Source organism: Pseudomonas sp. FSL R10-1339, from assembly GCF_009600545.1.
In the GTDB taxonomy this organism is placed as follows: Bacteria; Pseudomonadota; Gammaproteobacteria; order Pseudomonadales; family Pseudomonadaceae; genus Aquipseudomonas; species Aquipseudomonas bubulae.
The window spans coordinates 1-24,428 of the sequence record NZ_WIVQ01000068.1; the positions used below are offsets into that span (position 1 = coordinate 1).

Sequence of the window (24,428 nt, forward strand, 5' to 3'; positions counted from 1 at the left end):
AGCGGCGACATCGCGGGCGGTCTGCGGGTCGATGGTGCTGCAATCCACGGCGGGTACACCTGCGCCGATGCCAGCCAGCACACCGTCCTCACCCAGCCACACGCTGCGCACATGGGCAGCAGCCGGGAGCATGGTGATCACCAGTTCGGTGCCTTGGGCGGCCTCCCGAGGCGAGGTGCTGATATGGCCACCCAGGGCGGCCAGCTCGGCGAGAATGCTTTGGTTCAGATCAAACAGGTTCAGCGAATGCCCGGCCTTGAGCAGGTTGCGCGCCATTGGTGCGCCCATGTTGCCCAGGCCGATAAATGCGATATTCATGCTGTGTGCCCTCAACGAAGATTGATGGTTGTGTTGACGCCATCATTCACGCTGTCATCGTCGAACCAGCGACTGGTGACGGTCTTGGTTTGAGTATAGAACTGCACCACTTGCTTGCCGTACGGGCCAAGATCGCCGAGTTTCGAGCCACGGGAACCCGTGAAGCTGAAGAACGGCACCGGCACCGGGATCGGGATATTGATACCGACCTGGCCCACATCGATTTCAGTCTGGAACTTGCGCGCTGCAGCGCCGCTTTGGGTAAACAGGCCGGTGCCGTTGCCAAACGGGTTGGCGTTGACCAGTGCAATGGCCTGGTCGAGGGTATCGACCTCAATCACCACCAGCACCGGGCCGAAAATTTCCTGGGTATAGATTTGCATATCGGTGGTGACGCCTGAAAACAGGGTCGGCCCGATAAAGTTGCCTTGTTCGAAACCCGGGACCTTGATGTTGCGGCCATCCAGTTCCAGCACTGCGCCTTCTTTGATGCCGCTTTCGATCAACCCCAGTACCCGCTCTTTAGCACGCCTGGAGATCACCGGACCTACATCCGTACCCGCCTCGCTGCCGGCGTTGACCTTGAGTTTTTGCGCCAGCGCCTTGAGGTCCGGCAGCCATTTTTTCGCCGCCCCCACCAGTACCACCACCGAGGTAGCCATACAGCGTTGGCCGGATGCGCCAAAACCGGCACCGACCAGCGCGTTGAGGGTTTGCTCGCGGTTGGCATCGGCCAACACCACGGCGTGGTTTTTCGCGCCCATCATCGATTGCACGCGCTTGCCGTGACGGCCCGCCAGGTCATAAACGTGGGTACCGACGGCGGTTGAGCCAACGAACGAAACCGCTTTGATATCGGTGTGGGTGCACAGCGCATCCACCACATCCTTGCCGCCATGCACGACGTTGAGCACACCCGGCGGAACCCCGGCTTCCAGCGCCAGCTCGACCAGCATCAAGGTCGACAGCGGGTCTTGCTCGGACGGTTTGAGAACGAAGGTGTTACCGCAGGCGATGGCCATCGGGAACATCCATAGCGGAATCATGGCAGGGAAATTGAACGGTGTGATCCCGGCGCAGACCCCGATAGGTTGGCGCAAGGTGTAGGTATCCACCCCGCCCGCAACGTTTTCAGCGAATTCACCCATCTGCAAGGTGCCGATGGAGCAAGCATGCTCGACCACTTCCAGGCCGCGGAAAATATCGCCCTCGGCGTCGGCAATGGTTTTACCCTGTTCGGCACTGAGCACAGTGGCGATGCGCTTGGAGTGCTCGCGAATCAGCGCCTGCAGCTTGAGCATGATGCGCATGCGCGCGCCAATGGGCGTCAGCTTCCAGGTCTGGAAAGCGCGCTGGGCGGCAGCGATGGCGGCGTTGACTTCAGCGGCAGTGGCAAACGGTACTTTGGCCAGCACTTGCTGAGTGGCGGGGTTGATGATGTCGTGCCACTCGGTGGTCTGCGACTCGACCCATTCGCCATCGATCAGCAGGCGGGCGTTTTGGTACGGGGTGGTAGAAACGTTCATGGAAGTCTCCGGCATTATTATTTTAAGTAGGGCTGTCCAGATTGGTCGCAGGACTGTTTTTGGAGTATAGGTGTGCGTTCTTCTAATAAGAACGCACATAAAAGCCGATCAAACATGCAAAAAAACATCACATCGTTAAGCGCATTGAACTGGGACGACCTGAAGTTTTTTCTCGAGGTGGCCCGTACCCGTAAAGCCAGCACTGCGGCCAAACGGCTGGCGGTGGACTACACCACCGTATCGCGACGCATCAGTTCGCTGGAGGCTGCCCTCGGCACACTGCTGTTTGAAAAATCACGCACCAACGGCTTCACCCTGACCAACGAGGGCCAGCGCTTGCTGGGCTATGCCGAGGCCATCGAAAGTACCCTGCATATGGCCTGCGAGCAGGTGTCGGGTTCGGGGGTGGCGTTGTCCGGGCATGTGCGCATGGGTTGCACGGAGGGGTTCGGGAGCTTTTTTATCACCCCTCAGCTCAGCCATTTTGTCGACGCCTACCCGGCCATTTCAGTGGATATCCTGCCCCTGCCGCACTTCATCAGCCTGTCCAAGCGCGAGGCGGATATCGTGATCGCGCTGGAGCGTCCGGAACACGGGCCCTATGTGTGCTGCAAGCTATGCGACTACCGCTTGCAGCTGTATGCCACCCAGGAGTATCTGGACCAGCACCCGCCTATCAACCGGGCGGCGGATTTGGCCGAGCACACTTTTATTAGCTATGTGGACGATCTGGCGTTCAGTTCGGAGCTGCTGTACCTGGCCAACGTGCTGCCTGGCGCCAGCGCCAACCTGCGCAGCACCAGCGTGATTGCGCAATTCGTGGCAGCGCAGCAGGGCCGCTCGCTGGCGATTTTGCCGTGCTTTCTGGCCGCCCAGGACCCGCGTTTGCTGCCGGTATTGCCGGGCGAGGTCACCCTGACACGGCAGTTCTGGATGTACTGCCGCGAGGATCTGAGGAAGCTCAAGCGGATTACCCTGTTGTGGGATTACATCCGCGAGGTCACTGAGCTGAATCGCCCGTTGTTGCTGGGCGAAACGCGGGATCTTCGATTTGCAGATTGAGAATCTACAAGGAGAAAGGTGGACCCATCGTAACGGGCTCAGCATGGGGTTTGCAACGGGTTGTGACAGGGGTTGGTACAGGACTTGTAACAGTCGAAAGGAGTCTTAAAGTGGCGTACACATGCACGATAAGGCCCCCACAGGGGGATCGGGATGGGCACCTGCGCGAGGGCGTACCGGGGGAATGTGCGCGCGAATGAATCAATGAGGTGACGTCTCGGAAATTTCTGTCAGATTCCAGCTGAAAGACTTACGTGACCGTCCCATGAATGACCCGTCAAAAGACCGGGAGGTAGATTTAAGCTATCTGCCCACACTACTTCAGAAGGAAATCTCTTTGAGCAGATCGCTGAACGACCTAACGTCTCGCGATGCCGTATTGGCAGCCATTCAGGAATTTGAATCGAGTGGCCGAGAATCCTTCCTTGAGACCTACGGGTACAAGCCATCAAGAAGCTACGTTCTTCAATACGACGGCCGGATGTACGACTCGAAAGCAATCGCTGGTGTTGCATACGGAAAGCAGCACGGCATACCTCTCAAAGCTTCAGAGTTTTCCGGGGGAGAACAAACTGTCGTTAAGTGCTTCGCTCGACTCGGTTTTTCTGTCATTAAAACCCCACACCCGGCTCTCTTTCTGACCCGCGGATCCACCTACTTTAGAAAAGATCTTCGAGCCGCGTATGGAGGGCAGCTACAAGCTGGTATTTGGACTCCTAAGAATTTCCCGGTCGTTTTCTTGTTCTCTGGTGAGAGCGGGAAAGCGTATGGATACCACGACGATTGGATTGATGGCGTTTTTATGTACACCGGCGAAGGTCAAAACGGCCCCATGACATTCACCGGGGGCAACAAAGCAATTCGCGACCACAGAGCAAATGGCAATGATTTGATGCTTTTCAAAGACCTGGGGAAAGGCAAAGGCGTCCGCTACGAAGGGGTTTTCGAGTGCGCATCTTGGACATTCGTAACGCGCCCAGACAAGGAAAACAAAAGCCGTCAGGCCATTGTGTTTAATTTGATGCCGGTCTCCACAGACGCTCATTCTGAATCACCTTATCAGGCCCCTCATCAATCCGCCCCGTCTACTACTCCGAGCATTACAACCCTGAAAACGGCCGCATACACTGCTGCCAATGAGCAGCCAGTCCAAACCGACCCAGCAGAAGTAAAACGGTCGTGGTTCAAGCGAAGTGAAGCCGTGAAGCGCTATGTAATAGCCAGGGCGAACGGTAAGTGTGAAGCCTGCGATGAGCCTGCCCCCTTCAAAAAGAAAGACGGCACCCCCTACCTCGAACCTCACCACACCCATCGCCTGGCAGACGAAGGCCCAGACCATCCGGCATGGGTCGGAGCTGTTTGCCCTAATTGTCATCGTCGCATCCATTCAGGTGAAGATGGGGAAGCTTGGAATACCAGACTACAGCTTCGGCTGCGAGACATAGAACCGCTGGGCGACTGAAGATGTAGGTACCTCCGTCAGTGATGATGGAGTGCTTCTTTATGGCCGCCTTTCGGCTCGCAAGAGCTTCGCCTGCTTGGGTGTCGAAAGTCAGTTCATGGCTGGTGGTGCGAAGTCGATTGGAAATCGTACGGCATCGTCGGGCCCTCCTATTGCTGGCTGAGTGACGAGGGGGAGTGCCTGTCGCAATAGTAAGAACGTCTGTATTTCCTATCGATGCCGCAGAAATACCCATACGCGAACTTAGCTATTCCTTGCGAACTCTCCATGGTATCGCTTGCGGATTTGATCGACATATTGAATGGCAGCGCTAAGGCTATCGAAGATCTTGATAATCGGCCCGTCGCCACCAATACTGACTTTTACTGCATAGCTGTTGCCGTACCTTATAATTCCTTTCGGGAGACCATCAGACTTATTGCTCCTTCGCTTGGCGTTCCATAGATTTTCTTGAACGGTACAAGTTCGAAGGTTATCCACACTGTTGTTCAACTTATTTCCGTCGATGTGATCGACAACAAGTTCAGCGGGATCGCTCCCGGCATGCATAAAGTAGATTACTCGATTGGTCCTATAGAACTGGTGTTTGAACTGCATACGGTAATAGCCGTCCGTGCCTATGCTAACGACAGGGCCGACTTTGCCATTAGGGCCTCGGGCAGTTTTGATACGGGACAAGCCCGAGGGGCTCGCTGGGTCAATCGCATAGGTGGCTTGAAGATCGGTCAGGGAAGGCATTGGGATGTGGGTAGTCATGGTTGGGTCTCCTCTATCGAAGTGGGTTGCTCTCAATAGTGAGGGTCTATACCTTGTGTCTTTCCTTCCTTCGCGCCCCAACATTTCTTGACGACCGCGCGAGCATAATCAATAGATTTTCGACTCCCATTGGCGAACTGACTGAATGTTTAAGCGCTTTCAGGTCTAACCCAAAGGCGCCCACTGCCGGCGCCCAGCGGATAGTGAGTTTACTTTTGATGGCCTTATCGCTATTGATTGCTTATGCCACCGCCACCCTTATATAAAGTCGTACTGCTGGGCAACGATAAACTGATCGAACTGGTCTCCCCAGTAAGAGTGACCTTCATTGAACTGCAGATATTACTTGACTCCCAGACAGACATTCTGAAAGTTTCGCTATGCGGCCTTTCCTATAACTCCCCGCGTTAAATCGGATTGGTGCGCCAGTTTGGCTACCAAGTCAGCCGCAGCGGTCAATTGCTTCAGCTTGGCCGAGTGTCGATTTAAATAGCTCTCGATTCCGTGAACGGCATGTCGAGCCGCTTTTGCGATTTCTTGCGCCGTTCGATTCGACATTCCTGACTGCTGTATTGTTTTGACTACGATGATTTCAAGGCGCAGAGCGGCCAAAACGTCTCCCGAGCGAACTCGAAGTTGACCTTTATTAGAACCAACTGCTGTCGCAACTGAGCCATACACAATATCGTCCAGCCACTGCGGTCGATTGGAGCTGATCAAGTGAATGATATGAGCTACAGGATTCGCTGTAGATAGCGGTGGTCGTCCTCGACGCAGCCCATTTGGCTTCTCAACGAAGCTGTTAGCGGTTTGATGGTTTTCTCGAATTTCTGCCCGGATTCGTCGAACACCGGCAGCAGCCTTTGCGGCGTCTGCGGGTAAATTCGGGTCGGCTCGGCGTTGCGCTGCCCACGCTTGAAAATGAGCGGTTGCGGTGAAAGTGGTCATGGCTGGCCCTCATGTTGGTTGATCGACAAGCGGGCGCCTGTCGCAACAGTGAGGGTTTTTCTACAACCACATACAGTGAGGGTTTTTCCAAGCCCGCCGACTGCTCCACAATCACCGCGAGCATCACCCCATCTAACGACATGGGTAGGACGTCGAACGTGTCATCACGGCGATTACAGAGAGGCGGTTTTTACAGCAGCAATTAAATAACCATACAATAAAAATGGATGGCTACACTCCTACGCGCAAGCAGCAATACCAAGTCCCAGTTAGTCGGTCAGATTTCACGTAGGAACGCGATAAAGATGGAACAGGTCGTGCTCAGGGTGACTCACGAGGACTTCCAGCTCGACACCCATGAAATTAAGTCGGATCGTTGAAACGGCGAATCAAGAACCAACATCCGGTGACAGTCATTGCGATTAAGCCAGGCAGAACCGCCATTACTCCAAAATCAACAGCACGCCGGAAATCATTTTCAATGTAGCGCGCAACTATCCAGCTGCCTTCTGAGAGACTCAGCCATAGGCACTTTGCCAAAAACACAGTCAAACTACCTATCAAGCCTACAAATAGAAGACCCACCGATAAAGTCATTGCCTTGCAAAGCGTCATAGCTACCTCGTACTTAAGAGTTGATGAAAAGCGGAAAACTACAGCATCAATTAGCTACTACCCAAGCTTTTGCCAGAACCTCAGCCATCCGTTCCACCTGCACAGCACTCATATAGGTCATAGCTAATCATCCCAACGAATGCCCCAAGATCGACTCCTCGGTCCCAACAAGCAGTTCAGCGGCTTTCAGAGTCCCGTCCAAGCAAACGCCTTAACATCTCAGCGATGACCTCTACGGGCACCCCCGAGCCATATGTGTCGAACGTAATGGTCCCCGACGCGTGGCCCATAACGGCCTGAGCGTGAACTGTAGGAACGCCCTTCACCTGCATCAGCGAAGCCAAGGAATGACGGAGTGAGTGAAAGGTAAGCCCCGCTTTGTGATCATCGCCAAGCGCTTCAGGAATCGCTTGTCGGTTCGCCCAATCCCCAGCTGTCTTGTACCCAATCTGCGCAAGTGACTCGCCTTGATTGGCTTTGCATGTCTCGACATATTGTAAGAATGCGGCAAGGTCGAATCCGTATGCGCCATCGGTCAATGGGACCAGTCGTTCACTGCGCTTGTTCTTAATAGACTTGCCCTCCCCGACTTCATTGATATGGATGGCCGTAATCCCCGACTCAAACGTCTTGATGTCGCTCGTGCTCAACTGGGAAATTTCGTTAAGACGCCCGCCAGTGATGACCCCAAGACTAAGCAGCCAGCGCTTCCATGAGGTCTCTGGAAGTACATTCGCATACTCCATGACCTTCACTACCTGAACCTGCGAGAACGCCTTACGGGTCGATTCAAGGCCCTTAGTCAGCTTCAGCTTCTTGTCATACGTTTTGACCAGATGACCATTCTCGACAGCCCATGCAAACACAGCCGAGAGCTTCACAATCAGCTTGTTTACCGTCGAGGGCATCCGACCTTCAGACAGTCGATCTCGGAGAGCCACAAGGTCAGCCCTTGAGTGATTCCGTAGATCAAGCCCCCCCAGATGCACAGAGAGGGTTCCATGACACAGCTTGGTTTCCTTAAGTGTCGAATCTTTCTGGTCTTGCCCACGATCAGCCAGATAAAGCTCCGAGAGGGTCTCGAAGGTCATCGACGGCGACGCTAATACAGATAGGGAAGCAGAGACACCCTCCCCCATTTGCCCATGGTCGCCCTCAAGATCCCGGATGATCTTCACCAACGGTACAGAATCACCCTGTAGTCGTGCCTGAGCAGCAATCATCACCTGCTTAGCGTTCATCACATGCTCGTGCTGATCGACACTGAGCGGCATCGTGGCAGCAATTTCAGCAAGGTTCGTCTTCACGTCTTCGTAAAGGTCGCCCCAGTCACGCAGCGAATGAACCTCATGAGCAGTCGACAGCAGATCCTCAGCCACCCACAGCAGATGCTCCTTCAGCTCGCTAAAGGTCGCCTTGGGATGATCCAGATGGAAAGCCTTGATGGTTTCTGCAAGTCGTTGTGAAGCGTCCATAGCGGCTCGTCTATCGGTGGTCTTGAGGGAAACGGAAGCAGTCCGAGTGGTGCTGCCAGTTTCGCGGAGGCGCAGATAGTAAATGCCGTTGCGTCGATAGTGGTAGAGCCTGGCGAGCCGGGTGGTCGGCCTCAGATGAACGGCAAAACTTGTGACAGCACTTGTGACAGGACGATGCTCTGCAAGGATGTTCATGGCGGTTAGCCCCCGTATTCATTGGGTTAACCTTTCTTTCCTTGCAGTTCTGGATGTACTGCCGCGAAGATCTGAGGAAGTTGAAACGCATCACCTTGCTATGGGATTACATCCGCGAAGTGACGGAACTGAATGCGCCGCTGTTGCTGGGCGAAACGCCCGGGATGAGATTTGTGGACTGAGAATCTACAGGGAGAAATGGAAGCCCATCCTAACAATGGTCTGTATATCCTTGACAACGATTTGTGACAGGACTGGTACAGGAGCAGATAGCCGAAACGGCTCTTACAGTGGCGCACACAGCCGCAAAAAGGCCCCCATACGGGCATCGGCTAGGCACCTGAGCGGGTGCCCCATTACCAATCTGATACCTGAGTTGGAATCGTCATCTGCCGAACGTTATTCGAAGTCGATTTTTCTGGCCGTTGGCGCTGGGGGGGAAATGGCCCGTAGCCCCCTCACCGTCAAAGCATGCCTGAAATTGCCTACGCAAATACTACGAGCAAGCCAGATGCTTGCAACGAGGACATTGTGCGTCCTACATCAGAATGGGGTTAGGTGCTTGCTGTAGCCAAATTTAACACCTGATGCGAAAAAACCCCCGCATTCTCGCTGTTTTGTGCAGCTCTGGCACTCAGGCGCGTATTCGTTCTTCCAGTCGCTGATTGATTTACGGTAGTAGGGCTGGATGTCTGGATTCACTAAGCACAGCTGATGGTTATAGACCGAGATATTCATGCCGTACTTGGCCAAAATTCCAACCGATTTGCTCAGCGTGTCTTTGTACTCAACTGGGTCAATCCACAGCTCATCGAGATTGGCCCTAGTGAAGCCCATCATTTCAAGGCCCATCAGCGCCACATGATCAACAAACAGGAAATTACGTGCGATGAACTCACACAATTCAGGCAGGCGCTGCACCGATAACTTATGAATGACCACTCGGATCTCAACTTTCTGGCCCAAGCGCTTCAGATTGAGAATGCCCTGAATGGTTTCGTCGAATGCGCCTTGAGCCTGGACGATGTAGTCATGCAGCGTCGGATCGTCTGAATAAACAGGGATTCCGATCATCGCGTCGAGCAACTCAATTTGCGCATACTTTTCAGCGAACGCTGGGTCTTTAAAGCTGCGCCCGTTCGAAAGAATGTGGATTGCGGTTCTCGGCAGATAACTTTTGGTCAGGCTGATGATTTTAAGGAAGCGCTCCCGATTGGTTGTCGGCTCGCCCCCAGTAAAACCCAACTCGCGGGTATCTCTTGGAATAAGCGGAATTAGGCTCTCGATTTCGTCAAGTATCCATGAGTCATCAGCGGCCTTAGGCGGTTGTGAACACATAAGACAGTAATGATTACACTGCTCGGTAACCAATATGCTGTTGTGCGGCGACGACGCTCGAAAAAGAACGCTAATGCTCTGTCGATCAGCTGAAAGCCGAATAACGTCACCGTCACCAATGTAGCTGTAGTCATTCGGTAGGATCGAGTAATCCGAGTCGGAAGGCAGTACCTCAACCAACTGTCGATGTTTCTCAAGTAGAAGGTAGTGCGCGAATCCTCGGGGGATCTCCTGATCGGAAACCAAGTAGGCTATTTCCCGTCGCAAGACTTCAGGCAAACTCCGGCAGGTCGACACCTTGAGCAGCGTGAGATCCCTATGAACATTAACCGCATGAATGCGGATAATCTTTCCGCCGAGTTTCAGCATCTGTTGGCCCAACCCATAAAAATCCGTTTTGTTTGCTCATCACTTCCCATCAGCTCAATGAGATGCTTGAAAATCGCCATATTTCGCTTGCAGAAAGAGGACTCAGGTTTTCTTGCTACCACGTCCTTATGTATGGCGTGATGGTAGACGGGCTCAGCTCCACAGTAAGGTTCAAATGCACAGTCAGAGCACATTGGAGCGCTCAAGGTGAAAGAGTTTTCCAGTGCATCCAAAAGCTGATCAGAGAGGATGATCTCCTCATATGAATGCTCAAGAATGTTGCCCAGACGGAACGTATGGTCACCCATTTCAGCAAGCATACGGCTTTCATCTGAGGCATAGACCGATCCGTCATAGTTGAACACGATGGCTGCGATACCAGCACCGGCAGGGTTCATCAAATCAACAAACCCAGGGTCCCCTGAGGTCAGCATTTTTGTCAGTACGAGCGAAGAGTATTGCTCTACAAATCGTATGCCGACCTTGTTTAGCTCAAGGATATACTCAAGACCTTCCTTGTAAAATTCCAGCCAGCGCTCCGTATCATACGACATGAATTTTTTGGTCTTGATCGCAAAGCCGTAGGGGGATAGCGTGCGGAGGAAGATGCCATCAAAGCCCAGGCGCAAGTACTCATCAATGATGTCGCGTGCTCGTGGCAAGCTCTTATCTGTGGTTGTCATCAGGGCTGAAACTTGGTCATAGCCAAGGGCTGCACGGGCTTTATTCAAGCCTTCCTCGAAACGCTGATGACTATCTCGGCCTGGTCGCGGGCGATTTGCATTATGCAGATCCATTGGCCCGTCGAGCGAAGATGAAAGAGCGATGTTGTGCTGCTTACAGAAGTCGAGCACATCATCGGTCAAAAGCGAAAGCGTGGTCGCAATGACGAACTGTAGGTCACGCCCTTCCTTGATATTACGTTTTTTGGCCTCGAGAACAACGTACCTCACCATCTCGAAGTTCAACAGCGGCTCGCCACCCTGAAATTCAATTTTGATGGCTGGATTGGGAGACCTAAAGACGAAGTCCAGTGACTTGTCTGCCATCTCTGTGGTCATGTCGAATTCGCCTTTGCTCTCCGACTGCCTTGAAACCTGGCAGTACGGGCAGCTATGGTCGCACCGAAGAGTCACTACAAAGATATGTAGATTGGTGAACTCGGCCAGCCTGGACAATCGCGTGCGAATCTTGAGTGCCAGGAGTTGCAGTGGCGCTTGCTCATTGGTGAAGCGAATGAAGTGCTTGGATCGAAGAGTAGGGATCAGCTCTGATGAAAGTGGAAGCGTCTTACTAATGATCGGTTCAAGCATCGGCACTGGTATTACATGAAATTCGCCTGCCATGTTGGTAATGACGTACTCGTCGTCATTCAGACGGTCGAATTTGAAAGGCAGCAACTCGTAGGGACGTTGCTGCGCGTAGAACTCCAGCTTTTGGAATTTACTCACTAATCAGTCCGGTTTTTGAAAAGGCCAGTCCGAGTATCAGGTTCTTGATCGGTTGCGTCTCAACTGCCAATCGGTGGCGCAGTTGATAATCTAGCGCATCCTTTTTGAACTCTTGGACGGCAGACAGAAAAGACTGCTCGTCAACGCCGATATTCGATGACAAAGCGCAGACAAACTGCCCCCCTTCGGGCGTGATATCAACCGTCAGGACATTGATCGATCGATATGCAGCTTTCTGCAAAACCTGCGCATCATAAAGTCGCTCATCAAAAACGAGCTTATGAGAGAAATCCATTATCGACCCGAATAGTGGGAGCTATGGGAACTGTGCGAAGAGTGGGAGCTATGGGAGCTGTGGGAAGCCATCATCTGTCCCTGATCACCGCGCTTGAGAACAAAGGCGAACAGATCGTTGCCACCGCGGACCAAAAGGTTCTCGCTTTGAACTTCAGCTTGAAATGTGTTCTTGGCTTCCGAGCCGGGCTCGACAAATTCATAAGTAGTTAGAGCGCAAGCCTGCTCTGTAGCTACGGCTGCAGCCAGAGTGGCCAGGGGAACCAGAAAGGAGCGCTTTTTCATTGCGGGATATCCTTATCGATGTGTTGATTATCTGTTGAGTGCCAGTTGCGCGCACTAATGATATCAATTTGGAATCAACAGATGGCCTTTTACTCATCACAGTCCGACAGACGACGCCCTCCTCAGTTCGGACGGCTTAAAGCAATGGGCTATGAGTCCATAAAAACCAGGGCGATTCATTGATTGTATTAACCTTTCGCTACTTCCAGCTCTGGATGTAATGCCGCGCGGACCTGCGCAAGTTGAAACGCATCACCCTGCTATGGGATTACATCCGCGAAGTGACGGAACTGAATGCGCCGCTGTTGCTGGGCGAAACGCGCGGAATGAGATTTGCGGACTGACCACACCGCCCCGTAGCAGCTGCCGAACGCAGCCTCGTTCCTTCGGCAGCTGCTACGGACCCGGCTTATCAGTCGGCAATCACCACAATCGACACACGGCGGTTTTCCGTACGCCCGGCCCGGGTGTTGTTGCTGGCTACCGGCTCGCGACTACCCAACCCACGGACCTGGATATTCTCAGGGCGCATGCCAACTTTGGTCAGGGCCTTGACCACGCTGTTGGCGCGGCGTACCGACAGTTGCTCGTTGTAGGACTCCTTGCCCGAAGAGTCGGTGTGACCATCCACCCGCACCCGCTGGATATCGGCACCCAGCAAGGCCGTGCCGATACGCTCAACGATTTCCTGGCTCTGTGGGTTAAGCACTTCAAGGTCGCTGCCAAACAGCACTTTGCCCGACAGGCCAAATGCCCAGCCCTCTTCGGTCAACTCAAAGCCCTGTTCCTTGAGGACCGCAATCTGCGCCGGGGTCAGACCCTTTGGCGGGGGAGTCTGGCAACCGGTCAACGACAACGTGGCCAACAACAAGGCAACGCTGAAAAACTGCAGATAACGCTGGGTCAATGCACGCATTTTTGAGTTAGCTCCTGATATTTACGGTGTTTGCGGGGTGCTCCGACTCCGCTACATGTTGCCCGCCTCGGGCGAGGCGCTTGGCCTGGTACATCGCCGAGTCCGCTGCACAGAGCAGTTCCTGGGCGCTTGCACCATGTTCGGGGTAGACGGCAATGCCGATACTCAGCGATGTCACGACACTCACCTGCCCCGGCAGTTCGATGGCCTCCAGCATGCTGGCAATGATCTTCTCGGCAATGCGCTGGGCATCTTCTATTTTGTGCAGCGGAGTCAGCAAGATCGCAAACTCGTCACCGCCCAGGCGCGCCACTACGTCGTCTTCACGCAGTTGCGCACGAATGCGCGTTGCTACCGCTACCAGCACCGCATCACCGGCGGCATGGCCGTAGGCATCATTGATGCCCTTGAAGCGGTCACTGTCGAGAAACAGCACCGCAGCCTTATCCCGCGTTTTATTGAGCGAGCGCAGAGTGCGCGTCAACCGGGCTTCAAAGTAGGCGCGGTTAGGCAGGTTGGTGAGCGAATCGTGGCTGGCCTGATGGGCCAGGGCCTCATTTTCGTTTTGCAGATGGCTTTGCCATGACTCCAGCTCGTCGAGCAAGGCATTGAAGTCGTTGCCCAGACTGTCGAGCTCAGCAATATGCGCGGGCGGTACGCGACGATCGAACGCACGTTCACGACGGGCAGCGTGGGCCACTTGCGCCAGCTGCTGCAAAGGCCCGGTAATGCCATCCAGCAGCCGGCGCGACAGGTACAGCGCACTCCAGGCACTGAACGCGGTACACACCAGCACGCCAAGCAAGCCGCTAAGCAAAAAACGCAGCATATTGGCGCCATGCCCGCGCAGAACGACCCGGCCAACCTCCTGGCCCTGATGCAAAATCGGCATGCTGATCGGCTGCTGCAGCAAGCCATCGGCCAACAGCATTTCGACCCTGGACAGCAGATCGGTTTGCGGGCGCTGCCATTGCGCGAGCAGTTCACCCTCGGCGGTATACACCTGAGCCTCGGCGACCGCTTCGGTGGAAGCAATCAAGGCCAGGGCCTCGGTTGCTGCCCCGGGGTCGTCAAACACCACGGCCGCTTCCACGGTGTAGTTGATGGAGCGGGCAATCAGGTGCAGGTTGTGATCGGCATAGACCTTGAGCGCCAGCACGCCCAGCAGGGTCATGGAGGCGCTGGCCAGTGTCACCGCAACCAGTGCCACGCCAAGATGCCCACGGCGCAACACCGAACGCAGCCGGCGACGTCGTTGCGGCGCATTCAACCCGCTCATGGCTGCGCCGCCCGACGGCGTGACAGTTGCAACACGCTGGGGTGAATACGTACACCGCTGCGGGCGACGGAGTCGAGGTTGACCTCGAACGACACTTGCTCATCACGCACATGCAGGCAAAACAGGCTACCCACGGTGCATTGGTCACCGTCTTCGCTGATGCTCAGCACCGCCTTGGTGTTGAGGCTGCTAAACAGGCGACTGCGCTCGTCGGCGCTCAGCTTGCCCAGGTATACCGCGTTGCAACTGCTGGCGATGCCGGGGTCACTCGCCAGCACGCGACGCACCTGCACCGGTCGGCCAGTAGACTGGGTCGCGCCCTTGAGCAGGTCATCGGTGTATTCGGTGGGGCCGATCACGCACAACTGCAGTTGTGCCGGCTCTGTGGGCCAGCGCGCATAACTGAGGATGCCTAGCACAACCTGGGTCACGGCCTTGGCGCGCTGATCCGCCAGGTTGATGGGCGTTTGAGCCTGAACCAGACAAGGAGTGCTCAGCAGTAACAGGCAAAAGGAAATCAGCCGTAGCCGCCATCCAAAGTGCTGTTCTGTCGATGAGACAGCCACATCCATGCGGGATTTCTCTGAGATCTTTATGGGAATAGTGTCGTAACGATAGCACGACAACCGTATTAACTGTGATACAGGTCACATTGGACGCGCCATTTCTTGTGGGAGCGGGCTTGCTCGCGATGGCATCACCCAAGTTTGCCAGCTCCCATAAAAAAGTACCCCGATCAGGATCAAGACTTCGGCTATCCCAGCCCCAGCATCAACCCGCTCAGGCGCTTGACCTTGCGCTGTACGGCCTCCTCAAAAACTCCCGCTCGCGGCTCTATCAGACTGAACCAGTGCTTGGCCCGGGTGATACCGGTATAGATCAGTTCTTTCGTCAACACCGGGTTGAGCGCTTCGGGCAGCACCAACGCCGTATGGGAAAACTCCGAGCCCTGGGATTTATGTACGGTCATGGCATAGACCGTCTCGACATCATTGAGCCGGCTTGGCAGTACAAAACGGATGCCGCCCTGCCCGTCGTTACGCGCGAAAGCCACCCGCAATACATGACGCCGGGCCTGACCATCACCCTCGGGAAGTGTGAGGGCGATGCCAATATCGCCGTTCATCAGGCCCAGTCCGTAATCATTGCGGGTCATCAGCACCGGGCGGCCTTCGTACCAATGCCGGTCGCCATCAATCAGCTTGCGGGCAAACAGGGCGCCGGTGATACGCTCATTCAGGCCCTCCACGCCCCACGGTCCCTTGCGCACGGCGCAGAGCACCTGAAAGGCCTCGAACGCCTGCAGCACGTTACCCGCCCATACCGCCCAACACGGGTCTTCAAGACCGCTCTCGGTGTCTGGTCGCTGATCGCGCAAAACCTCCAGGTAGTGCCGATAGCCTTTAGCCTCTGTCCCCCGCCCTTCCAGCGCCAGGCGCTCAAATGCGCGGTCCTGCTCACCCTTGAGGGGCAACGCAAAGAGGTCGGCATGGCTGCCTGCCGCCAGCAAGGCTCGCGCCTCGCGGGGCAGTTGCTGGTTGACCAGACGCGACAGCTGGCCAATACCGCTGCCCTCACCAAAGCGCCGCGAGTGGCGCAGCATCACTACCTGCTGCGCCAGCGGGTGCGTACTGTCCAGGTCTTGCTGCAAACCACTGGCACTGAGATTTTCGCCGCTGACCTGCTCCAGCCAGTTACGGGTTTGCGGGGTATACCAGCCCGCTTCGGCGTCGCGGCACAAATCACCCAGCACGGCACCGGCTTCAACCGATGCCAACTGGTCCTTGTCACCCAGCAGCACCAGCCGCGCATGAGCAGGTAGGGCATCGAGCAAATTGGCCATCATTTCCAGATCGATCATCGACGCCTCATCAACCACCAGCACGTCCAGCGGCAGGCGATTGCCCGCATGATGGCGAAAATGCCGCGTCCCGGGGCGGCTGCCGAGCAGGCGATGAACAGTGGTCACGTCGCTGGGGATTTTTTGCCGGACCTTGTCGTCCACTTCCAGGGATTTGACTTGCAGGCTGATCGACTCTGTCAGGCGCGCAGCCGCCTTGCCGGTCGGTGCCGCCAGGCGAATGCGCAAAGGCGTGCCCGCCTCTACCGCCGGTGCTTGCAACAACGCCAGCAAACGCACCACGGTGGTGGTCTTACCGGTGCCGGGGCCACCAGTGACAATGCTGAAAGCTCCCCGCGTGGCCAGGGCGCAGGCCAGTTTTTGCCAGTCAATCGGCGCATCCTGTGCAGGTCTGCCAAACAAACCGTCAAGGCGCGTAGGCAAATCCGCCGGTGTCGCTTCAGCCATCGCCAGACGTTGGCGCAAGGCACCGTCGATTCGACGTTCATAGGCCCAATAGCGACGCAAATACAGACGCCGCTCACTCAATACCAAGGGTCGACTGGCTGCATCCGCAGACGACCGGCCCGCGTGTTCAACCAGCGGGCTGGCTTGCAGTGCCTTGCACCAGGCCTCGCCGTCCAGGGCCTCAAGCAGTTGCGAAGGCAGCAGCATGGCGCCGGTTTGCACATCACCTTCGGGGGGTAAAGAGAGTGCAAAATCCGGCTCTTTCAGGGTTTCAAACAAATCCAGGCACACATGACCGTGGCCCAGTTGATGGCTGGTCAGGGCCGCCGCCAGCAACACCAGGGGGTCGCCCTGCGGATCGCGCTCATGCAGGAACGCGACGAAGGCCTTATCCAGAGCGCGCAACCAGCCGCGCTCGACCCAGCGTTCAAGTAACAACAGCAAATCCTCGGCCCGGCCCAGCGGTTGAAGCAGGGCCAGGCTTTCGGCCGTCAATGGCGTAGGCAACAGTTCGGCAAACGAACGACTCATAACAACACTCCCTGTTCCCACGCCGGTTCAGCTGTTTTCGGCAGCGGTTTGCCCTGGAACATCAGGTCCAGGCTTTCGATCAATAGTCTGGGCGGGCGGGTGAAAAACACGCCCTGTCTCTGGGCGCGGGTACCACGCAAAAACAGATACAGTGCGCCGCCCATATGCTGGTCGTAGTCATAGCCGGGCAATCGAGCCTTGAGCTGACGATGCAAAGCCAACAAATACAGGACATATTGCAGGTCGTAGCGGTTGTCCAGAATGGAGGCGGTCATCGCCTGCTCGGTGTAGGCCGAATCATCGGTACCCAGCCAGTTGGATTTGTAGTCCGCCACGTAATAACGCCCCTGGTGCTCAAAGGTCAGGTCGATAAAGCCCTTGAACATGCCATTGAGCAGGCTCGGCTCGGCCCCCGCCCGCGCGGCGCCACCGTGGGTATGCTGACGCACCAGTGTGTCCATCTGCACAACATCGACCTTGTGGCTGGCAAACCAGAATTCCATTTCAATCTGGTACTGGCTCAACTCACTCAAGACCACAGCGGGCTGACCATTATTCAGACGCAGCGGTTCATCTTGCAGATGCTGCAGCCAGTCACTCAAGGTTTCGATCCAGCCTTGCCAGCCACGCCGGTTGCAGCGCCGTGCTACAGCGTCCTTGATCGCTTCGGGGTCGGCCTTGAAGCCTTCGCTGCCCGCCCACTCAAGCAGGCCATGGAGAAAAGTCCCGGGATTTGGCCCACGGGGGAAGCGGTGAATATCACCCCCACTGAGCAACACTTCACGCGGTGCCTCAGGGTCGAGGCGCTCATCATCCGAGAGCTTTTGCGCCAAGGCACTTTCAGGTGCTTCGGCCGGGCTGAGGCTGTCACCAATGCGCAGTGCGCTATAGGAAGCGATCCACCAGTTTTCAGCGGCGCGGCGGCCCGGGATCAGCGGCTCAAGCAAGGTTGCCTGGTTGAGCGGTGGATAAAAATGCGCCGCGTCAGCAGCTGGAACGGGTTCGCACTGCAAGGCGTCGCAACCTTGCTGCACCTCGGCCAACCAGCTCTGCAAGCCCGCCGACTCGGCCAGCATGGCACCACCACCCAGCAAATAACCCAGGGCGCAGAGGTGCAAGACCGAGCGATTGCTATTGCCGCGCTTGAGGTCGGCAACCCCCAGCCAACACGCATGCCGGGCACGGGTCAGGGCTACGTACAGCAAGCGCAGGTCTTCGGCCAGACGCTCGTCATCGGCCTGGGCAATCAGCTCTGGCGTCGGTTTCAAACTGACCTGGGCGTTGCCCGCAGCATCGTGGAAGTGCAGCGGCAGACGACTGCCATCCACCGGTTTTGCGGAGCAGATAAACGGCAAAAACACCAACGGGTACTCCAGCCCCTTGGACTTGTGGATAGTCACCACCTTGACCAGTTGCTCGTCACTTTCCAGGCGCAGGATCTGTTCTTCACCCGCCTGGCCGGACAAGGCCAGGTGCTCGGCCAGATGACGGATCAGCGCCTGCTCACCGTCCAGCTCGGCTGCGGCTTGCTGCAACAATTCGGACAAGTGCAAGACGTTGGTCAGCACGCGCTCGCCATCAGGTCGGGCAATCAGGGCCTGGGGCAGTTCAAAGTCATGCAGCAGGCGACGCAACATGGCGAGTACCCCTTGCTTGCGCCAGGTTTCGCGGTAACCGCGGAACTGCATAACGCGTCTTTCCCACGCCAGTTCGTCCTGGTTCAGACGCTCCAGCTCAACCAGCGGCAAGTCCAGGGTGATACAGGCCAATGCGGCACGCAGTGGGCGCTCGACGTCAGGCTCGGCGCAGGCCTTGAGCCAGGCCAGCACATCATGTGCTTCCTGCGCGGCGTACACCGAATCCTTATCCGACAGGTAAACGCTTCGCACACCACGGCTAGATAATTCTCTCCGCACGGCCTGAGCTTCCTTACCGTCACGCACGAGAATCGCGATGTCGGCAGGTAATACGCCACGCAGCGCTTCGCCGTCCTTGATAAAACCGCAGCGCCCTTGCTGGCCACCATTAAGCAGCTCGACAATCTGGCTGGCACAGGCGGCCGCCAGATACTGACGATACACAGCACCCGACAGCGGTTGCTCGGAGGGCAATTGCCAGAGCGTCAGGGCGCTGACAGGCTGGCCATCAAGCTGCAGGACTTCCTTACGCCCTTGGGATTTAACCGAAACAAAGGGCACGGGGTTTTCTGAACCCTCGCGGAACAAAAATGCCCCACGTCCGCTATCGCGCAGCTCGGCCCGCTCAAAGACATGATTGACTGCCTTGACCATGGCGTGACTGGAGCGGAAGTTGGTATCCAGCGTGTGCAAGCGCCCTGCAGTCGCCTGACGTGCGCGCAAGTAGGTGTAGATATCCGCCCCGCGAAAGGCATAGATAGCCTGTTTCGGGTCGCCAATCAAAAACAGCCCGGTGTCTGGGCAATTGTCTTCAATCCGGTAGATGGTCTCGAAGATACGGTACTGCACGGGGTCGGTGTCTTGGAACTCATCGATCAGCGCCACGGGGAACTGTTCACGAATCAGGGTCGCCAGGCGATCACCGCCATCGGCCTGCAATGCCGAGTCCAGGCGCAGTAGCATATCGTCGAAACCCATTTCGGCACGGCGGCGTTTTTCTTCTTCAAAACGCACACTCACCCAGTGTGCCGCATGCTGCAGCACGGCGGCGTCCGGGCTCGGCAAGGCATCGAGCGCGGCCTTGAGGCCGGGCATGGCATCCAGGCCCGGATGCTGCGGGGCAACGCCTTTCCAGGCTTCGGCCATACCGTCGGGAGTCAGACGCGTGAAGCCGGTACCCAGATCAAGCTGCTCCTGATCTTCGTCAGCCGCCCAGGCGCTGAGCTTTTCAAACCAGGGTTCAAAATAACGGGCCTGCATTTTACGACCGTCGACCGTTTTGCTGGCCACGCCCTGCAGGCAGATCTCACGCAGCTCTTGAGCCCATTGCAACCAGGGGGCTTTAAGCTGCACCAATGCCTGGCGGCGCTCCAGCAAGCAGGCTTCGATCATTTGTGCAGGCGTTTGTTCAGCATTGGCTGGCTGGCGCGAGCTACCAAACAACGCTCGCACGCGCGGCATCAAGGCGGCGGGGCCGCTCCAGTTGGCACGCACCCAGCTCAGCGCGTCGCCGTGCATGGGGTAGCAAAACAGCCGCCAGTAATCGCGCAGCACTTCGCCCAGCAAGTCGCTGTGATCGGTTTCCAGGGTCTGGGTAAACAGGCTGCCGCTATCGAAAGCGTGCTCGCGCAACATGCGCTGGCACCATCCGTGAATGGTCGAGACCGCAGCCTCGTCCATCCATTGGGCGGCGATATCCAGACGCCCGGCGCAAGCAGCCCACTGCTCGGGAGCAAACTGGTCACGCAGTTCTTCGACCAAGGCATCCGGCGCGTCGATCTCGCCACGAAAATAGCGTGCGGCTTCTGTCAGGCGGGTACGGATGCGGTCGCGCAGTTCTTTGGTGGCAGCATCAGTAAAGGTCACCACGAGAATTTGCGGTGGTAAAAGCTCACGGCCAAAACCCGATTCTTCGCCGCCATGCCCCAAAATCAGGCGCAGGTAGAGTGCCGAGATCGTGAAGGTTTTACCGGTGCCTGCACTGGCCTCGATCAATTGGCTGCCGCGCAGGGGAAATGCCAGGGCCAGCGGTAATGTTTGCTCGCTCATTAGCGGGATGCCTCGCTGTTTAATGAGCGCCAGGGCGCATCAAAAAGGGGTCGATAGAGGGCATCGCACCACTCTTCGAATTCGTCGCCAGCCATCAAGGCCGCATAGTCAGGAAACTGCCGGGCCAGGGCGGCGCTTTCACGGCGCTCGCCGTCACTGGTTTGGCCATCACCCTCATAGGCTTTTTGCGCCGCCGCATCGGCCTTGGCCGGATCTGTCTGGGCCAGCCAGGCAAAAGCAGTTTTTACCGCGACAGGCAGCGGGTGGCTCATCCCGACTTTCCAGGCAGTGAGCAAGTTGCCAAGAATCTCCCGGGCCTGCCTGGTGTCCAGAGGTTCGAGCAGCAAGGTGTCATCACTGGCCACCAGGGCGGTCGTCATCTGCAGGCCACAGGCGCAGGCTGCCAGATGGTTTACCCATGGCCGGGTCAAACGGTGCCATTTCCGGGTTTTGATCGCACCAATGCTATTAGGAATAGTGGTAACAGACAGTAAGCCCTTGTCGCTACGCTGATGCAGATTGCCGAGCCAGCCTTCCAACGTCAGACCTTGATCCTCAAAACTGACAGGCAACGCGCTGTTTAGCGGTGTAGGCCAAAGAGCCAGCAGTTGCTGATAGCGCTGTAGTACATCTGGTAATGGCTCGATTAATTCGTGTTGCAGGCACTCTCCAAACCCGGCCATGGGCAGCAAGCCGCTGCCTTGCAGGCGCTGGGCACGAGTATGCAAGGCGCTTTCCAGTTGATCCGGCTGCGCCAGTGCAGCTTCAAGCAGGCTGTCGCTCAAGGTGTAGCGCTGCAATGCGTCGAGTACGAAAGGTTCTTCATCGGCCAAAGGTACTTCCGCTGCCTCAAAGAATACTTTCAGGCGCTGACTAAAGAAGTGGCGCACTGGGTTTCGCAAAAAATCCTGTAACTGCGTCAGGTTCAGTGGTTCTTCCTGGATATGCGCGCCAAGCGTGCCGGGGCCAACGGGCTCCGGTTGTGGCGCATGCAAGCGCTGCCATTCACGCGCATAGCTGAACAGGTTAGGGTTGCCTTCATGAAAGTAACGAGTGCTAAAGGGTTGCAGTGGGTGCTCTTGGGTCATGGCCTCAAGCAGGTCGCCGCCCCCTTGCAGATGCCAACCACTGGCAAGGTGGTCACGCAGCTGGCCAATCAGGACACAGGCCGGACGCTCGCTGTTGTCGCGAATACTGCGCCCTACCCAGCTGATATAAAGCTGATCACGAGCCGAAAGCAGCGCTTCAAGAAGCAGGTAACGGTCATCTTCGCGGCGCGAACGATCGCCCGGGCGGTAATCGCTGCCCATCAGATCGAAGTCCAGCGGCGGCTGGGCTCGCGGGTAGTCGCCGTCGTTCATGCCCAGCAGGCATACCAGCTTGAAGGGGATGGCCCGCATCGGCATCAGGGTGCAGAAGTTGACCGCCCCGGCCAGGAAACGTTGTGACAACTTGCCCTGGTCAAGCCCGGTAAGCCAGGCCTCGCGTACTACGGTCAGCGGTAACTCATCCTGCAGACCAACCAGTTCACAGGTTTCGAGCCAGGTTTCGCGCAGCTCTTCAAGCTGGGCCAACAGGTAGTCGTCGTGCTCTGTTTCGGCCTGGAAAAACAGCTGCACCAAAGCCTGCAGGCGCTCGCCCCAGAGCTGCGGCAATGCCGGTTGCGAGAGCTCCTGATGAGCGATTTCCAACGCATCGAGCAAAGCTACCAGCGGGCCGATAAGTACGGCATCCAGCCCCCCGATCTCATCGTAGGGCTCAATACCATCGCAGGCCTCACCACTGCCTACGGCATACCCGAGCAACATGCGGCGCAAACCAAAACGCCAACTGTTTTGCTCCAGTTGCTCGGGCAAACCAAGACCGGCACGCTGCTGCGCATTCAACCCCCAGCGAATGCCAGCGCCTTCAATCCAGCGATGCAAGGTTGGCAAGTCGCGCTCTTGCACCTTGAAACGGGCGCGCAGTGATGGCACGTCGAGCAAATCCAGGATTTCACTGACGGGGAAACGGCTGTCAGGCAATTTAAGCAGGTGTTCGAGAGCGATCAGCAATGGATCACGACTACGCTGCCCCTGGTCGGCCAGGGTGTAGGGAATAAAGCGCCGATCATCACGTTCGATTTGCCCAAAAACAGCACGGATATGCGGCGCGTAACTGTCCACATCCGGCACCATCACAATCACATCACGTGGCTGCAACTGAGGGTTCTCGCTGAAACGTGCGAGCAACTGGTCGTGCAGGATCTCGACTTCACGCTGCGCACTATGCGCAACATGGAAGCGTATTGAGCGATCCTGTGCCAGATCGATGGCGGGCCATAGCTCCCGGGTTTCGTTGAGCGGGCGCAGCTCAAGAATATCGTCCTGCAACTGGTTGAGCAGGTTAAGCGGTTCAACTTCGCTGAACAGGTCGATACGGCCATCGCGAAAAGCTGCGCGATAACTGTTGGGCTCGTCGTAGCTGTCGAGCAGGTTGATATAGTCACGGCCTTGTTTACCCCAGGCAGCCAGCAAGGGATGGGCATGCTGATGCAGGGTATCCAGATCAAGTGCTGTAGGCATGCCGCTTTTGCGGGCCTGACGTTTGTACTGATGACGCAGCAGATCTTTATCGGCAACGATGTCAGACCAATGATGGCGGCAAGGGTTGTGCACACACAACAATACCTGGCTGAAGCGGGCGAGCCCGGCCAGGGCTTCAAGTGCCTGAGCAGGCAGTGACGAGATGCCAAAAACGATCACCCGCGCGGGCAAGCCGGGCGGGGCTTGCTCGAGGCTGTTGATCTTGTCCATAAAACGCTGATGAACGCCGGCACGGCTCTGTGACATGCCCTCTTCACCTACATCGAGCAGAAGCGCACGCCACAACTCGGCCTGCCAGCAGTTAGCCGGGCTCAGGGCCGGGCTTTCGCCCCGGGCGTTACGCAATTGATGGCGACCTGCGGCCCAGTCCTCAAGCCAGTCGGCGCGATATACCTGATATTGGTCGAACAGGTCGGCAAGACGCTCAGACAGCTGATAGCGCTTGCGCAGATCGGTGTCGTGAGTCAGGAAGCGCTGCAGGGGTTCGAAGTGCGGCTGATCGATAAGGGCAGGCAGCAGGCGCATCAGACGCCAGGTCAGCGGGGCTTTATCGAGCAATGACTTGGCGGGGATTTCTTCACTGCCCAGTACCAGCCGATAGAGCTGCCACAAAAAACTGCCGGGCAACTGCACGTCCACGGCTGCAGCAATACCGCAGCCGCCGAGGTCGTCGTCGCGGGCATCTTCGGCAAGAGCCAGCTTTAACCATTGGGCGATGCCGTTACTCTGCACCAGAGCAATTTCGTTCTCCAGAGGAGCCAGCGGGTAAAGGCGCATCCAGCTGACAACCAGGCTGCGTAACTCATCGAGGCGGTTGCCATGAACCACCATAAAACCCGCATTGAGAGGCGTAGCAACCGACATGACGGCATCCTTAGGAGAAAGCGAAATCCAAAGGCGAACCTTAACATTGCTCGGCAATGGAGGCTTGAAGCTGCGGCTGTTTTTCTGCCCACAAAAACAAACCCCCTGTCTGCGTGAGCAGACAGGGGGTTTGGAATTTAATCTTGACGATGACCTACTCTCACA

General features: G+C 56.6%; 17 protein-coding genes and 2 pseudogenes. 4 read left to right on the plus strand and 15 right to left on the minus strand.

Annotation, left to right across the window (positions count from 1 at the left end; genetic code table 11):
- Together GHO03_RS17485 and GHO03_RS17490 are read right to left on the minus strand one after the other, a co-directional pair.
- A partial coding sequence (locus tag GHO03_RS17485; RefSeq protein ID WP_178110327.1) for an NAD(P)-dependent oxidoreductase occupies positions 1-318 on the minus strand: 318 nt, incomplete at its 3' end.
- 11 nt (positions 319-329) lie between these two features.
- Positions 330-1,844 (minus strand): CoA-acylating methylmalonate-semialdehyde dehydrogenase, encoded by a 1,515-nt coding sequence (locus GHO03_RS17490; RefSeq protein WP_153400259.1) that lies wholly within the window; start codon positions 1,842-1,844, stop codon positions 330-332.
- 114 nt (positions 1,845-1,958) lie between these two features.
- Here GHO03_RS17490 and GHO03_RS17495 point away from each other — a divergent pair, with 114 nt between their 5' ends.
- Both GHO03_RS17495 and GHO03_RS17500 read left to right on the plus strand, forming a co-directional pair.
- Positions 1,959-2,906 carry a LysR family transcriptional regulator gene (locus GHO03_RS17495; protein ID WP_153400260.1) on the plus strand — a complete coding sequence of 316 codons (948 nt, stop codon included), beginning with the start codon at positions 1,959-1,961 and terminating at the stop codon, positions 2,904-2,906.
- Positions 2,907-3,171: 265 nt separating this feature from the next.
- A complete protein-coding gene (locus tag GHO03_RS17500) occupies positions 3,172-4,368 on the plus strand; it encodes an HNH endonuclease (RefSeq protein ID WP_153400261.1) in 1,197 nt (398 codons plus the stop codon).
- A gap of 243 nt (positions 4,369-4,611) precedes the next feature.
- On the opposite strand, the gene GHO03_RS17505 is transcribed toward GHO03_RS17500, so the two are convergent.
- The 3 genes from GHO03_RS17505 to GHO03_RS17515 all read right to left on the minus strand — a co-directional run bounded on the left by GHO03_RS17505 (position 4,612) and on the right by GHO03_RS17515 (position 8,357).
- Positions 4,612-5,124, minus strand: a complete 513-nt coding sequence (locus GHO03_RS17505; RefSeq protein WP_178110328.1) for an HNH endonuclease — start codon at positions 5,122-5,124, stop codon at positions 4,612-4,614.
- 378 nt (positions 5,125-5,502) lie between these two features.
- Complete coding sequence (locus tag GHO03_RS17510) at positions 5,503-6,072, minus strand: hypothetical protein (protein WP_153400263.1); 570 nt, start codon at positions 6,070-6,072, stop codon at positions 5,503-5,505.
- Between the two features lie 791 nt (positions 6,073-6,863).
- Positions 6,864-8,357: a tyrosine-type recombinase/integrase gene (locus GHO03_RS17515; protein ID WP_256668690.1), complete on the minus strand. Its 1,494-nt coding sequence runs from the start codon at positions 8,355-8,357 to the stop codon at positions 6,864-6,866.
- 2 nt (positions 8,358-8,359) lie between these two features.
- Here GHO03_RS17515 and GHO03_RS17520 point away from each other — a divergent pair.
- Positions 8,360-8,539 (plus strand): annotated as a pseudogene (locus GHO03_RS17520) (LysR family transcriptional regulator); the annotation flags it as partial.
- A gap of 361 nt (positions 8,540-8,900) precedes the next feature.
- Here the strand turns inward: GHO03_RS17520 and hxsC are convergent.
- Genes hxsC through hxsA2 form a run of 4 tightly spaced genes read right to left on the minus strand, consistent with a single transcriptional unit; the run spans position 8,901 to position 12,094 of the window.
- Complete coding sequence (hxsC, locus tag GHO03_RS17525) at positions 8,901-10,064, minus strand: His-Xaa-Ser system radical SAM maturase HxsC (RefSeq protein WP_095020638.1); 1,164 nt, start codon at positions 10,062-10,064, stop codon at positions 8,901-8,903.
- Entirely contained in the window at positions 10,058-11,515 is a 1,458-nt protein-coding gene (hxsB, locus tag GHO03_RS17530; protein WP_095020637.1) for a His-Xaa-Ser system radical SAM maturase HxsB, read from the minus strand. Before hxsB ends, hxsC begins: the two co-directional genes overlap by 7 nt.
- Entirely contained in the window at positions 11,508-11,810 is a 303-nt protein-coding gene (hxsD, locus tag GHO03_RS17535) for a His-Xaa-Ser system protein HxsD (RefSeq protein WP_095020636.1), read from the minus strand. Before hxsD ends, hxsB begins: the two co-directional genes overlap by 8 nt.
- Positions 11,810-12,094, minus strand: coding sequence for a His-Xaa-Ser repeat protein HxsA2 (gene hxsA2, locus GHO03_RS17540; RefSeq protein ID WP_095020635.1), 285 nt, complete (start codon positions 12,092-12,094; stop codon positions 11,810-11,812). Before hxsA2 ends, hxsD begins: the two co-directional genes overlap by 1 nt.
- Before the next feature lie 221 nt (positions 12,095-12,315).
- On the opposite strand from hxsA2, the pseudogene GHO03_RS17545 reads away from it, so the two are divergent.
- Positions 12,316-12,438 (plus strand): annotated as a pseudogene (locus GHO03_RS17545) (LysR family transcriptional regulator); the annotation flags it as partial.
- 68 nt (positions 12,439-12,506) lie between these two features.
- On the opposite strand, the gene GHO03_RS17550 reads toward GHO03_RS17545, so the two are convergent.
- From GHO03_RS17550 to recC, 6 genes are all read right to left on the minus strand, one after another.
- Complete coding sequence (locus GHO03_RS17550; RefSeq protein ID WP_095002463.1) at positions 12,507-13,010, minus strand: OmpA family protein; 504 nt, start codon at positions 13,008-13,010, stop codon at positions 12,507-12,509.
- A gap of 7 nt (positions 13,011-13,017) precedes the next feature.
- A complete protein-coding gene (locus GHO03_RS17555; RefSeq protein WP_153400264.1) occupies positions 13,018-14,289 on the minus strand; it encodes a diguanylate cyclase domain-containing protein in 1,272 nt (423 codons plus the stop codon).
- Positions 14,286-14,861, minus strand: coding sequence for a YfiR family protein (locus tag GHO03_RS17560; protein WP_095002461.1), 576 nt, complete (start codon positions 14,859-14,861; stop codon positions 14,286-14,288). Before GHO03_RS17560 ends, GHO03_RS17555 begins: the two co-directional genes overlap by 4 nt.
- A gap of 182 nt (positions 14,862-15,043) precedes the next feature.
- The gene (recD, locus tag GHO03_RS17565) at positions 15,044-17,128 is read right to left on the minus strand and encodes an exodeoxyribonuclease V subunit alpha (RefSeq protein ID WP_095020634.1); all 2,085 of its coding nucleotides are present in this window, start codon (positions 17,126-17,128) and stop codon (positions 15,044-15,046) included.
- Positions 17,125-20,814, minus strand: a complete 3,690-nt coding sequence (gene recB / locus GHO03_RS17570) for an exodeoxyribonuclease V subunit beta (protein WP_153400265.1) — start codon at positions 20,812-20,814, stop codon at positions 17,125-17,127. Before recB ends, recD begins: the two co-directional genes overlap by 4 nt.
- On the minus strand, positions 20,814-24,263 hold the full coding sequence (gene recC, locus GHO03_RS17575) for an exodeoxyribonuclease V subunit gamma (RefSeq protein WP_153400266.1): 3,450 nt from the start codon (positions 24,261-24,263) through the stop codon (positions 20,814-20,816). The genes recB and recC overlap by 1 nt, the downstream gene beginning before the upstream one ends.
- Positions 24,264-24,428: the final 165 nt, after the last annotated feature.

Coding starts and splice junctions, on each gene's coding strand:
- GHO03_RS17490 (WP_153400259.1), bottom strand. CDS start 1,844: ATGAACGTTTCTACCACCCCGTACCAAAACGCCCGCCTGCTGATCGAT.
- GHO03_RS17495 (WP_153400260.1), top strand. CDS start 1,959: ATGCAAAAAAACATCACATCGTTAAGCGCATTGAACTGGGACGACCTG.
- GHO03_RS17500 (WP_153400261.1), top strand. CDS start 3,172: ATGAATGACCCGTCAAAAGACCGGGAGGTAGATTTAAGCTATCTGCCC.
- GHO03_RS17505 (WP_178110328.1), bottom strand. CDS start 5,124: ATGACTACCCACATCCCAATGCCTTCCCTGACCGATCTTCAAGCCACC.
- GHO03_RS17510 (WP_153400263.1), bottom strand. CDS start 6,072: ATGACCACTTTCACCGCAACCGCTCATTTTCAAGCGTGGGCAGCGCAA.
- GHO03_RS17515 (WP_256668690.1), bottom strand. CDS start 8,357: ATGAACATCCTTGCAGAGCATCGTCCTGTCACAAGTGCTGTCACAAGT.
- hxsC (WP_095020638.1), bottom strand. CDS start 10,064: ATGCTGAAACTCGGCGGAAAGATTATCCGCATTCATGCGGTTAATGTT.
- hxsD (WP_095020636.1), bottom strand. CDS start 11,810: ATGGATTTCTCTCATAAGCTCGTTTTTGATGAGCGACTTTATGATGCG.
- hxsA2 (WP_095020635.1), bottom strand. CDS start 12,094: ATGAAAAAGCGCTCCTTTCTGGTTCCCCTGGCCACTCTGGCTGCAGCC.
- GHO03_RS17550 (WP_095002463.1), bottom strand. CDS start 13,010: ATGCGTGCATTGACCCAGCGTTATCTGCAGTTTTTCAGCGTTGCCTTG.
- GHO03_RS17555 (WP_153400264.1), bottom strand. CDS start 14,289: ATGAGCGGGTTGAATGCGCCGCAACGACGTCGCCGGCTGCGTTCGGTG.
- GHO03_RS17560 (WP_095002461.1), bottom strand. CDS start 14,861: ATGGATGTGGCTGTCTCATCGACAGAACAGCACTTTGGATGGCGGCTA.
- recD (WP_095020634.1), bottom strand. CDS start 17,128: ATGAGTCGTTCGTTTGCCGAACTGTTGCCTACGCCATTGACGGCCGAA.
- recB (WP_153400265.1), bottom strand. CDS start 20,814: ATGAGCGAGCAAACATTACCGCTGGCCCTGGCATTTCCCCTGCGCGGC.
- recC (WP_153400266.1), bottom strand. CDS start 24,263: ATGTCGGTTGCTACGCCTCTCAATGCGGGTTTTATGGTGGTTCATGGC.